General features: G+C 34.6%; 16 protein-coding genes. 1 reads left to right on the top strand and 15 read right to left on the bottom strand.

What is annotated here, in order from left to right; translation table 11 throughout:
* The first annotated feature begins 14 nt into the window (after positions 1-14).
* Positions 15-794 (top strand): SDR family NAD(P)-dependent oxidoreductase, encoded by a 780-nt coding sequence (locus ACFPM4_RS05520; RefSeq protein ID WP_382348749.1) that lies wholly within the window; start codon positions 15-17, stop codon positions 792-794.
* 83 nt (positions 795-877) lie between these two features.
* Here ACFPM4_RS05520 and ACFPM4_RS05515 read toward each other — a convergent pair whose 3' ends face one another.
* From ACFPM4_RS05515 to ACFPM4_RS05445, 15 genes are all read right to left on the bottom strand, one after another.
* Entirely contained in the window at positions 878-1,579 is a 702-nt protein-coding gene (locus ACFPM4_RS05515; protein ID WP_382348746.1) for a class I SAM-dependent methyltransferase, read from the bottom strand.
* A complete protein-coding gene (locus ACFPM4_RS05510; protein ID WP_382348743.1) occupies positions 1,579-2,130 on the bottom strand; it encodes a ribonuclease FAU-1 family protein in 552 nt (183 codons plus the stop codon). The genes ACFPM4_RS05515 and ACFPM4_RS05510 overlap by 1 nt, the downstream gene beginning before the upstream one ends.
* 2 nt (positions 2,131-2,132) lie before the next feature.
* Complete coding sequence (locus ACFPM4_RS05505) at positions 2,133-2,879, bottom strand: DUF2711 family protein (RefSeq protein ID WP_382348941.1); 747 nt, start codon at positions 2,877-2,879, stop codon at positions 2,133-2,135.
* Complete coding sequence (locus tag ACFPM4_RS05500) at positions 2,848-3,492, bottom strand: zinc dependent phospholipase C family protein (RefSeq protein ID WP_382348740.1); 645 nt, start codon at positions 3,490-3,492, stop codon at positions 2,848-2,850. Before ACFPM4_RS05500 ends, ACFPM4_RS05505 begins: the two co-directional genes overlap by 32 nt.
* Before the next feature lie 27 nt (positions 3,493-3,519).
* Positions 3,520-3,981, bottom strand: a complete 462-nt coding sequence (locus ACFPM4_RS05495; protein ID WP_382348737.1) for a VanZ family protein — start codon at positions 3,979-3,981, stop codon at positions 3,520-3,522.
* Positions 3,982-3,989: 8 nt separating this feature from the next.
* Positions 3,990-4,961, bottom strand: a complete 972-nt coding sequence (locus tag ACFPM4_RS05490) for a phosphotransferase enzyme family protein (protein ID WP_382348734.1) — start codon at positions 4,959-4,961, stop codon at positions 3,990-3,992.
* 98 nt (positions 4,962-5,059) lie between these two features.
* Positions 5,060-5,830 (bottom strand): class I SAM-dependent methyltransferase, encoded by a 771-nt coding sequence (locus ACFPM4_RS05485; RefSeq protein WP_382348731.1) that lies wholly within the window; start codon positions 5,828-5,830, stop codon positions 5,060-5,062.
* Positions 5,831-5,847: 17 nt separating this feature from the next.
* Positions 5,848-6,348, bottom strand: a complete 501-nt coding sequence (locus tag ACFPM4_RS05480) for a DUF5412 family protein (protein WP_382348728.1) — start codon at positions 6,346-6,348, stop codon at positions 5,848-5,850.
* A 38-nt stretch (positions 6,349-6,386) separates the two neighbouring features.
* Positions 6,387-6,929, bottom strand: a complete 543-nt coding sequence (locus tag ACFPM4_RS05475) for a delta-aminolevulinic acid dehydratase (protein ID WP_382348725.1) — start codon at positions 6,927-6,929, stop codon at positions 6,387-6,389.
* A gap of 41 nt (positions 6,930-6,970) precedes the next feature.
* Positions 6,971-8,056, bottom strand: a complete 1,086-nt coding sequence (locus ACFPM4_RS05470) for a hypothetical protein (RefSeq protein ID WP_382348722.1) — start codon at positions 8,054-8,056, stop codon at positions 6,971-6,973.
* Between the two features lie 85 nt (positions 8,057-8,141).
* Positions 8,142-8,573 (bottom strand): GNAT family N-acetyltransferase, encoded by a 432-nt coding sequence (locus tag ACFPM4_RS05465; protein ID WP_318281166.1) that lies wholly within the window; start codon positions 8,571-8,573, stop codon positions 8,142-8,144.
* Between the two features lie 204 nt (positions 8,574-8,777).
* Complete coding sequence (locus tag ACFPM4_RS05460; RefSeq protein WP_382348719.1) at positions 8,778-9,725, bottom strand: cation diffusion facilitator family transporter; 948 nt, start codon at positions 9,723-9,725, stop codon at positions 8,778-8,780.
* 16 nt (positions 9,726-9,741) lie between these two features.
* Positions 9,742-10,068 carry an ArsR/SmtB family transcription factor gene (locus tag ACFPM4_RS05455; protein WP_382348716.1) on the bottom strand — a complete coding sequence of 109 codons (327 nt, stop codon included), beginning with the start codon at positions 10,066-10,068 and terminating at the stop codon, positions 9,742-9,744.
* Positions 10,069-10,551: 483 nt separating this feature from the next.
* Positions 10,552-11,811, bottom strand: a complete 1,260-nt coding sequence (locus ACFPM4_RS05450; RefSeq protein WP_382348713.1) for a serine hydrolase domain-containing protein — start codon at positions 11,809-11,811, stop codon at positions 10,552-10,554.
* A gap of 77 nt (positions 11,812-11,888) precedes the next feature.
* Positions 11,889-12,431, bottom strand: a complete 543-nt coding sequence (locus tag ACFPM4_RS05445) for a nucleoside/nucleotide kinase family protein (protein WP_382348710.1) — start codon at positions 12,429-12,431, stop codon at positions 11,889-11,891.
* Positions 12,432-12,470 lie beyond the last annotated feature (39 nt).

The following is a 12,470-nucleotide window of genomic DNA, read 5'->3' as shown; positions in this document are numbered from 1 at the left end:
TGAGGAGTGGATCTATGAAAGTATTTGATAAGGTATTTGTTGTGACAGGCGCTGGCGGTGGTATTGGAAGAGAACTTGTTGTCCAGCTACTTAATAAAGGAGCTTGTGTCGCAGCAGTCATCAACAAATCCGGGTTACATGAAACACAATCTTTATCAAAAGAATACGGAAATAAAATCACGACGCACATAGCTAATTTAGTAAGCAGAGATGAAGTTGAAAAGCTGCCAAAAGAGATTATCGCAAAACACGGAAGAATCGATGGTATTATCAATAACGCAGGAATTGTTCAGCCTTTTATTAATGTAAATGAACTAGATTTCGAACGAATCGAATTGGTTATGAATGTGAATTTCTATGGAACGCTCTATATGTGTAAAGCATTCTTACCTCATCTTTTAGAAAGGCCCGAAGCCCATATTGCCAATATATCCAGCATGGGTGGATTCCTCCCTGTCCCGCGTCAATCGATTTACTGTGCTTCAAAAGCTGCTGTAAAGTTATTTACGGAAGGTTTACACTCTGAATTAACAAACACAAATGTTGGCGTAACACTCGTTTTACCTGGCGGAGTAAACACCAATATTCTACAAAATTCTGGTGTTAAGAGGGAAAAACTTCAAGATAGTTATTTTAAACTGTTAACCCCAAATGAAGCTGCCTCGATTATTATTCGAGGGATAGAAAATAACCGTTACCGAGTGTTGGCTGGTAAAGACTCCAAGTTCATGGACTTCTTGTACCGCTTTAACCCTAAGAAGGCAGCTAAGCTAATCGCTGAAAAACTAAAATAATTTTTATCAAAAATAAACTTTCAGACATTACACATTTCGCTTCATATGTAATGTCTGTTTGATGTACATGCTGAATCTCTTACTCACTTCACCCCACCAAAAACCGCAAGCTCCATCCACTTAAAATAACAATCCGCATGTTGAAAGCCAATGTCTCTCAGCCAATTCACCTGTATATCCACTCGTTCTAAAATATTATCTTCTTTATCAGGTCGAGCATAATATTCAGCTTCAACTTCTTGCTTATCTCTATTGTTATATGCAGCTAGATGTTCGATAAAAAGTTTGTCATACAATTCTTCAATTTTAGGGGTAGCTGAAGCAGTATGTTCGATGTTTATAAAAATTCCTCCAGGTGCTAAAAGTGTATATATCTCTTTATATAGTTCCTGTTTTTTATCATGAGGAAGATGGTGTATGGCAAAGCCTGATACAACACAATCAATCGAGTTTGGCTCCGCATACTCTGTAATCGAATGACTAAAATCACCATGTATGATCGTACAACGATCACCAAATTCACTCATGTTTTTGCGAGCGACCTCAATCATAGGTTCCGAATGATCGATTAGCACCGCAGTACTTTCTGGATATGTCTTTAGAAGAACTTCAGCTAAAAAGCCATTCCCACATCCTAAATCTATGATTCTCTTTGGGTTCGAATGAAAATGATTGATTACTTGAAGCATGACTTTTACTTGTTCCGCTCCAAAAGGAATTCCCCCACGCACTTGGTCTAAGTAGTGCTGTGTCACATCTTCTCTTTGCCAGTTTGTCGTCGCCATTATGTCCCCTCCTTAAATTTCTTTGTTAACATTTCCTTGTGCTCTTTAGCCAAGTGTATCAATTCAAAGGTTCCGTTTTCTATTAAACTTTTAATACTTTTCACTTCATTCCAAGCTAATGTATAAAGGTGTTCATCAATAATACCGTTTGACAGTGCATCCTCTAATTCCTCTTCATCCTTTATAAAAAGTTCCCCTGTAGGAAGAAGAACGATATCCAAAAAGAGATCATCTATCCAAGGAATATCATTTTCCATCCCATTTCGGAGACAAATATCTATATACCATTGAACGACCTCACCGCTTGCATCAAACATTGTTGTAACGGAATGCTTTTTCTCTGCAGGAAATTGTTGCAACCACATGTATTGATCATCGACAATACAAACCTGCTTCTCCCCATATGTAACAGATAATGGTTCTCTTACTTTGATTGTGTGCAATAAAGTAATATAGCCCTTAAATTTTTCTGTATCTAGAAAATCTTGCGCATACTTTCTTTGGAAAATTCGTTTCCAATCGGAACGATCACCGTATTTTCTTTTTAGCAATCTTATCCCCCTATGTATTCCAATGTCTCTTTGGACAAACTCCAATATATCTCAGTAGCTTCTGTACAATAAAAACCTTCTAAGTTACAGGTAGTCACCAAGTGTTTCAATGTTTGTCTATCGGAACACAATAACGAAAAATGACTATCCCAATGTGTTGTAATCAAAATACTATTATCATGGGTAAATAAGTTTTTCCCATCGTCCAGCTTATTGTTATCTTTAATTAGATCTGTAATATAGTTTAGTTTTCTTTCTGTGCAAAATTCATCGCCGATCCATAGCCAGTTGTGACCTAGATTCGTGATTTCTTTCAGTACGTTGTTCATTACAAATTCAGGTAATTGGCCTTCATTCGGCGGTGCAATGCTATTTTTCAATATTGCCTTTTCTATTAATATCGCTGCATTTCTATCCTCAAATTGTTCTCTTAAACCCAAAATATTTGTTCTTAATCCAATATCCAACTGCTTGAAGTTTTCTATTCCAGAAAAACTTAAGAATTGTTTCCAAGTAACCATTTCACCATTATCTCTAATATCATTTCTGCTTGGATATGTATCAGGATGAAATAATTCGAAATCAATGGTTTTTGGCTTTATGAAGGGATGAAAGAAAACAAAAATTTCATCAAAAACTTCTTTATAAAATTCTTTTATAGGTATCCCATCAGGTGCACAAACCGCATATCTATGGGGTTCAGGTAATATCCTCTCTTCACACATTTCTTTCTTCCGCCTTACATTCATCAAGTAATGGCTTTATTTTCAATATCCCCATATCAACGGAAGTCTCGATATAACCAACAATCTGATTCAACGTAAATACATTCAGTTTTTCATTGATTACTTGTTGCTCGTACTCCATATCTCCTTTCACATATGAGATAAACCTTTCAACGTCCTGTGCTTTAACCTCATCCAGATCTGAGATGGAAGGAAAATCATTGAGTGTTTCTCTCAATTCATCTGTCAAACCATAGTATTCTAATAGCTTGCCATTTAGTAAACGGAAATCGTTATGGTATAACTTGTGTAATCCTTCATCTGCATCCATTCTGTTCTTAAGCCAAGAAAGGTAAAAACCTTTCAGCCATACATCATCAGCAATCAAATGTGTATAGTAGCCTAATATGTATGACCTATCTACAATAGAATTATATTTATGAAGGAAACCTTCATAATCTATATGTCTGGAATAATCCTGCACATCTCCTTTAAAGAAATGCGAGCTGTTTTTTTCTTCATGTGAAAAAACAGCATCTGGAGCAATACTCCCAAGCAAAAACGATGTATTATCCTCGATTGATAATGACTCAGCAATTTTATGACCAATAATTAAGTGCATGATTCTTGACCCCATGAAATCCTTCCTCCTTCCAAAGTTAAACTATTCAGGTTTCAAATTCAGATTTTTTCTAGATAGACGAAAAGCAAAATAACCTATTAATGCCCCTAGAATATTTAGTAACAAATCATCTACATCAAAGCTACCAAAGATAGGGAATAGTAATTGTACTAACTCAAAAATGAAACTTATAATAAATGAAACTAGTAATAGTGCTATAATATCCTTTCGAAACTTACCTATCAAAATAGGCAATAGTAGACCTAAAGGAACAAAAATAATAATATTACCAATAATATTTTCTATACTTATCCATGTATACCCTAATGCAAAATAGTCAGTTATAGTTGCAAAAGGAACAAAGTTTGATTGGTTGAGGTTTAACCGGACATCCAAGTTTTGAAGAATAATTGAAATTGGTAAATGCTTAATTAAAATAATCTTACTTAAACAAGCTAAATAAAGAATAAATGCACACCAGAGTATACCTTTCATTAACTTCATTTTCCGCTCTATCCTCCTGCACCCTCAACCTCAATCATCTTTAATGTGTTAAAAGCATTTTCAGTAATACGGTACTTCTCACTTTCTGCAGCATCTGTAATTTCCAACATATCATAAATATCACTAAACTTTTTAATTAATAAAATATCAGAGTAAGACTTAATCCAATCTCTTTCCACACTCTTTAACGGTCTAATTTGTTCGTAGCCTTTTAATACCTCATCGTAAACTTCTTCTTGAAAACTTAATTTAATCACAGCTAAGTCATGGATTCTAAAACCAAAAGCACAGTGGTCAAAGTCAAAAACCGAGAATCCCTCTTTATCACTGAAGAAAAAATTAGATGGGTTTGGGTCACCATGAACCAGCCCATATGTTTCGGTATCCTTTGGAATATTACGGATACTTTCTATAAGTAAACGAGCTTTATTATGGAAAAAAGAAAGGTTCCCAAATCCATATAAACTGGAATATGATCCTATCTTTTGTAAAGGCTCCTCAATAAGGGTTTGAATATCGAGGTGATAACGAGTATTCACACTATTGAAATCATTGGAAGACAAGTGAAGTTTTGCTAAAATTTCACCTAAACTATTCGATTGTTTACTATCTAAGTTGTGATCAATTGGAGCACCTTTTGCAAATGGAAATAAAGCTATATATCTATATCCCTTATCTACCTGAAGTGCACAAAGAGTTTGATTCGTTTTGCTTTTAATCGGTGGTATCACAGGTATATTTTTTCCATGGAGGTATTCTAGAAAGCTTAATTCGAAGTGGATATCATTAATATTATGAATATAGCTTTTATTATTGATATACACTCGCAGTATATATTTTTCATTATTGGATTCAACTATATAATGATCATTAAAACTTCTCCGAATAAATGTACATCTGATAGGTTCCTTTAAATAATAAAAATTAGAAAGAGATGATTCTAAAGTTGTTTCTTCTATTATTAAGTTAGTTGTCTTCATAAAATCCCCCTAAGAATAAATAACCTAATTGTATTACTTCAATAAAAGGGTGCGTTAATCCTGCTCAGACTAACACACCCTTATTAGACCAGATCTTACTAAACACTTCTTACTTTCTTACAAACATATATCATTTCATAGCTATTGTTCGTTATTGGAGTTTCTTTCCAATCGCTATAAAGATGTTGAATTTCGAATCCATTGGCATTCATGATTCTTTCCATCTCTTTTGGAAATACATATCTTAGCTTAATGTTGGTTCTTTTCTCATCTACTATCTCTCCAGCATTATTCTTGTACTTTCGGATTGTCGTATAGTGTTGAATTTGGTTCAAGGAATCATATTCACTAATTGTAAATACGTCCACTGTGTAATGACCATCTTGGTATGTTCTCCAATATTCTTCGGTACATGGCTGGAGCAATTCTTCTGCACTCGGAAACCTTGTACCAAAAATAAATACTCCGTCGTCTTGTAAATGTTTGTTTACAGAGGATAATAATGCATCTTGAGCATCATTCGTAAGGAAATGTTGGAATGAATTACCTACTGAATATATAAGACTACTTTTTACGTTTAGATTTAGATTTGTACAATCTTGTTCTATCCACTCTATATTCAAACCAAGACTTACCGACTTATTTCTAGCAGCGTCTAACATCCCTTTATGTATTTCTACGCCTAGCAGTTTATAGCCCGCTTTCGCTATTGGTATCGTTGTTCTACCAGTACCACAAGCAAGATCTATAATTGTACCTTGTTTGTACGAGGCCCATTTCAACAAAAACGAAACCTCTGGTAAATATGTATCATTTTCCTTATCGTATAAAATAGGATCATCATATTCTTCGAAGTTATCTAAAATCATTTTCTCCTCCAAGTTGTCTAATACCCATACGTTTCTCCATCATTTAAATTCAACGTATGATTGTTAATGAGCACTCTTTCATTACTTTCCCATTCTACTTCTACCGTTTCAATTCTTCTTTCTAGGTAGATTCTTTTCTTAAACCAGAGCGGTCCATTCAGTTCTCCTCTTATTCCAAATGTTCCCGCTGCCCCTGCATCCCACTGATAAAAGTCAATCTGATATTTACCATCCGGCGAATGTACTGTTTTTATGTGTTCATTCGCACCTAAACTTGAAGCAGCTAATGTAAATAAAATCGTTAAAGTGAGTGAAATTACTAGTAATGATGAAAGTATCAATGTAGTCCAACTTCTTGTTTTGGCCAGCAAGTTTTTCTTATACTTGAAGCCTTTCATTGCTAGAATAAAAGCTATTACACTACCTAACAAAAGAACATAGTTTGGAGGTGCAAGTAACCACTTGTTGTTAATATTGGAATATAAGGAGTATATTGCTAAGCTCAGAAAGATTAGCATTATATAAAAAGAACTTAAGTTATATCCTTTTTCCACTACTATTCAAACCACTCAAAGAGCATTGTTTCTGGGTCTGTACTCCTTGCCTTTTCAAAAGCTTCTTTTAGAGTGCGGTTATTTTGGCAAAGTTCATAGAATAAGTGAAGTGCGAAAAAGCCACTGCTTGCACCATCAATATCATCTTTTGCACCGATATATGTTTTACAAGAACTTGCCAAAAATGCGTTTGCTAAGCCTTCATGTCCTAAACCGCATCCAAGATTAACGATGGTAGGAGTTTTTATCTTGCAATAGCGAGTAATCTCATCTACACCAAAATTACTACGGGGCTCATCTTCTTCATACACACTCTCTCCTAATTCAGGCATGTAGAATTTACCGACCTCTCCATGAAATGCAAATATCACAAAATCAGACTCGAAATATGTTTCCCCTGTAAGAAAATCGATAAAATCAGACGGTCTTCCAATTGGTTCATGTATAACACGGACGGAATATGATTCCAGTGCTTCTCTTATTAGTGCATATTCATTACCTGTCTCACAAGATACTATTGTTACTGTATACAGTTTTTTGGACATTTAACGCTTCCCCTTTATTATTTGTCGTCCTTTTAATTTAGTTAACGATTAAAAACTGATAAAAACTCTTCATCATCCCAAACCTCTTGAAATTCCGGTTGTTCCAAAAACATATGAATATATCTAGAACGTAAACCACCATTTCCTCTAATACTTGACTCTGCAGATTGTAAATGATGTAACGTTTTATTCCGATCCTTTCGTGTTGCCCATATACAAATAGCATAAAAGAAATGAGTAACTCCTGTCCCTTGATTTTCCAGCGCATACTCAAATAATGGGATGGCCTGTTCATACCGTCTTTCCCACATTAAACAAGTTCCAAGTTCATGAGCCATATCACATACATCATCAATAGCTTCTTTATCTTCTTTACTAATTCTACTGGCACTACTTCTAATCTTTACCTTTGCATCTTCTACAATATCATCATATTTCTCCCAATCATCTTGACCACTATATAATCCCAACTGATAGGATTTTAGTCGAATATAAAAACGGTTGTATTGATCCCAGTTAGTATTTTCATTTAAAATATCGTAATATCGCTCCAATTCTATTTTTGCAGCATGATATCTATGTAAATTGTAGATTAATAAACCTGTGGCAGTTTCAACTAGGAGAATCCGATCATGCCGATTCTGACTAGTAGGTTCAACTTTTTTTATCAATTGATTATATATCTCAAACCACTCATCCTCTTGATTTTCCTGAACCCAGCCAATTGCTTGGGTACTATCGAACATAACTTTGATCAAGTATTGATCTGACATGTTATTGGTAGTCCACTCAAAAAATAATTTCTGTTCCTCGATCATTTCTCTATATCTTTTTAATAGTGCAAGATTATCTACTAACTCCCAATTTGCCCAAAATTTATTTTCTAACGAGGCTTCTAAGTTATTTTGTAGAAATTCCCTCATTAACTGAACTCTCTCATTTAGACCTTGATCACCCATATATCCGTATATTTTATGAGCTAATTGAACTTGCTCAAATGAATAATTAGATTTAACTAACTCTTTTTTCACAAGATTGTATGCTTGAATCAATAAACTATCATGCTTAGATAAAGGGTTAGTGGAACTATCATTTAAAAATTCATCTAAAATAGATGCTGCATTCATGTATTTGTCACCCTCTTATTTTCCTTTTAATACAAATATAAATTGAAACCGTCCAGTCCTATGCAATATCTACTTGCTTTGCACACTAAACAAGCCTCTTACTAAAACCAGTACTTTTTGCTATATATCCTAGACTCGTATAAAACTGATGAGCTTCTTTTCTCTCTGGTCGGTTTCCACTGTTTAAGGCTATTGCTACGGCACCTTGCTTTTTCGCCCAGCATTCAGCTTCTTGTATTAGCTTTTTACCTATACCTTTTCTTCGATAATCTTTGTCCACGATAAAAGCTACAATTCGGACATAAGAACCATCATATTCATAAAATAGTCCGCTACATAAACCAGCCATTCCAATGATCTTCCCATTTATTTCAGCGACCAATGTATGATAGTCAGGATGCTCAGCAATTGCAGAAAGTCTATTCTTAAACTTATCTAGTGTGGTTGGATAACCTAGTTGTTCCATTAAAGAAACCAATTGAGATACATCATTATATGAAGCTTCTCTAACAATCACATATTCCCCTCCTAATCCGAGGTCATTTCATTAAGAGGTTCAATACCTTATAAAAATAGTTTCCAATACTTACTATATTAATAGCTTAGCCTCCTTTCTAAACGCTTTCAATACTTAATTCCAATCAACAGTAGATTATAAAAGTAAAAATCCTCTCAATTCATCATTTGAGAGGATACTAATTATATTCGTGTCACTTACCGATCAGTGATGATGTTGGTGTCCAGACGGTTCTGCTTCCACTTTACACAGTATTGAATTGTCATGGAGATGATCAGACGTTTCCAATTGAATTGTCATATGGTGAATATTATTGTGTTCGAGATCATGTTCAATTTGACGAAGCAATTGTTCACTTTCAGCAATCGTCATTTCATTAGCGACTACTGCATGGCAGGAAAGTGCATTCAACCCGCTTGTAATCGACCATACATGTAAATCATGTACCCCTTGAATCCCTTTTGTATTCTTTATTATGTTAATAACTTCTTCCACGTCAACATTATGTGGAGTACCTTCCATTAGCACATGAAGTCCGGATTTAGTTACTAAGTAGCCACTACGTAATACAAGTACTGCAACAATAACGCTTGCGAGTGGATCTGCCCAGCCCCAACCGAAAAATAAGATTAGTAATGCAGCGATAATGGCACCAATCGAGCCAAGCATATCACTTATCACATGCAAGTATGCTCCACGCATATTCAAGTTCTCTTCTACATCCCCACCACGCATCATAATCCATGCAACAATAATATTCACAAGTAAACCAATTATTGCAATGATTAGCATTCCAGTTGAAGCAACTTCTGGAGGGTTTCGAAAGCGCCCAATTGCTTCATAGAAAATATAAATCGCAATAATGATAAGTGTTACTCCATTAAGAACCGCTGCCAATATTTCAAATCGCTTATATCCATAAGTTTTACTATAGTTAGCAGCCTTTTCTGCCAAAGAAAAAGCTATTAAAGCAATCCCAAGTGAAATGGAATCACTTAACATATGTCCGGCATCTGCCAACAATGCAAGGCTATTTGTCAAAAGTCCACCAATTGCCTCTACTGTCATATATAACGTAATAATAATAAAACTAATCAATAAAACTTTTTTATTTGCACCATGAGTATGGTCGTGTCCATGATTGTGTCCCATTCTAGGTCCCCCTAAACTAGTGATGTGCAGCGTGACCAATTGTTTGCTTCAGTAAATTCATGACGTGATCATCATCTTCAGAGTAATATAAAGTTGAGCCTGCTCTTCTATATTTAACCAATCTTAAATTTTTCAAGAATCTTAATTGATGGGAGACGCTCGATTGGCTTAAATTTAATGTCTCGGCAATATCATTCACAGAACGTTCTCCTGTGCATAATAAATTTAATATGCGTATTCTAGTTGGATCACTTAAAGCTTTGAACGTTTGCGATACGACAAACAACGTTTCTTCATCTAAATGTTGTTCTCCATCCATTCCTTGTTCCTGATCTTTATTCATAAATATTCCCCCGTTAACCTTTATTTAAATCAATATATGAACATATACTCATATATAGACTATGGCATATACTGGTTAATGTCAATCAAAATACATTATTTCTATCCTATATTAATTTACTGCAGAATAAATTTAGCAAGTAAAATAAAGGATGCCTCTGGCGGGATTCGAACCCGCACTCCTTTCGTAAGCATAGGCTAGGGGAGAACACGCTTCCCTACGGATTTTCACCGGCTAGGAATTTCACCTGCCTCAGCTAACTTGCTTTTCGGTGCTTCTGAAACCCTTGCCTTGCGACCCGGTTCTACTTTGTTTTCCGGCGCTCTTCCCTTCTAGAGCTACAGAGGCGTTTTACAAATTATATGCGCTAGGAGTGTAAAGAATCAATATAAAAAACGATGGTGAATAATGAGTATGTATATAAAATTGGTTCTTGAGCTCTAGCACAGTATTATTCTTTTAATAATCCACTATTAAATAGCACTACTCCTTAACATAACCGAAAAACGTCATTTTGCCGTTCTCATTTTTATCAATAGTATAAGGATGGAGCTGGTCAGAAAATCTACGTACAAACTTCCCTTCATCTATTGGATAAATCTCGATATGAAGGTTTCCTTTGAATCTCGTAAAATACATTTTCCCATTCATTCGTTCTACTTCGATCTTATCTTTTAAGTATGTACCACAATATTCGTTAAGCTTACTATCGTTCAAAGTCATTTCTTTATATTTAGTTGGAGCATCTACATCCACTTGAAATAAAATATTAGAAATTGCATTACTTAACCTATACTGATTGATCGCTTCATTATTTGAAAGAATGATGATACAAATATCTTCATTAAAGTAATTCTGCATATAAGTGCCAATTCCTAGATGATCTCCTCCATGGGAATACCTGTCAGTGTCATAAACGCGATGATGCTCAAGACCATAGCAGTAATTATCCTTATTCACTTTAAAAAATCTAGTATATGATTGGGTCGATAAGATTTTGCGATTTCTCAAGCATGTATACCACTTGAACAAATCAGCACAGTTTGAAACGATTGCACCGGCACCAATGCTATATTTTTCGTTATGATACGGTGATTTAATTATTTCATCAAAATCCCTTGAATAATTACATGACCTGTTTTTAATCGGTTTACAACCATCATCAACATCGCTATTCTTCATATCCAAGGGTAGAAAAATATTGTTTCGAATATAATCTTCGTATTTTTCTCCTGAAACATGTTCAATCATCCATGCAAGCAAATTATAGTTTGAGTTATTATAATTATATAATTGGCCAGGCGGCATAGCAGGCTTTTTATTAATATATCTTGTAAAGAAATCATTTCTCGAGTATTCGGTTTTGTTATATTCAGCAAAAAAGTCACTTTCAAAGTTATAAAAATTATATAAACCAGAAGTATGCGATAATAAATGATGTACAGTAATAGACTCTTCTATCTTCATATCTTTTGGGAGGTATAATTGAGCAGGTTTATCAATGTCTAACAAGCCTTTTTCATATAAGATCATGATTGCAAATGCAGTAAACTGTTTAGACATGGAAGCCAAGGAGAAGCATGAATTTACATCATTTTTAATGTTAAACTCAATATTTGCAAATCCATATGCTTCTTCAAAAAGAACTTCTCCTTTTTGGAGAACTTGAATGACGCCATAAAAATCCCACAAGCTCAGATATTGGTTTATATATTCTTTTAGTTTTGATTTAGTTGCTTGCATGCAAGATCCCCCCGCATTAACTTGGATTAATTAATCGATAATTTCTTTGGAATAGGAAAAATAAGGATACGTTAGTCTTATCGTTTTAAAATTTCTTCGTAAATTGTATCAATAATTTTAGATACAGGAAGTGTTCCATCCACAATGATATCCGAGTTCGGTTTTATGGATTTTAGCATCTCAAGATAGCCCCGTCTCCCATTTGATAAGTAATTTTCCATTTCATGCAGAATACTTTCATTAGATCTATTACTATAATCTCTAATTACACGACGAGCCATGGCAATATCCAAGGGAGTATCTATATAAATAGCTAAGTCAATATAATTACTCATTTTGGAGTGTTTATTAGCAAAAGGGAAATCTAACACAATGTAGTCTAATGGTTCAGCAAGCAAAGATTCTATATCGCTAACTAACGGAGCCAGATTCCAATCTTCATAATTAGCGCCCTGATCAACCCACTTCATAATGTCATCAGGACCATCAAACTCATAGTCATCAAAAGAAATTTGTTTAGAATTTTTCAACCGCTCGTTTAAATATTTCGTGATAGTAGTTTTCCCTCCCCCGGAGACTCCGGAAATGGAAATAACATATGGGAGCTTTCCTTTTTTCATTATATTCACCTCAACTTTCTAATCTCATTTTTCCAATAT

Origin of the sequence: Lederbergia graminis, assembly GCF_042655485.1 — a bacterium.
Lineage (GTDB): Bacteria > Bacillota > Bacilli > Bacillales > Bacillaceae_C > Lederbergia > Lederbergia graminis.
This window is presented reverse-complemented; position numbering and strand designations above follow the sequence as displayed.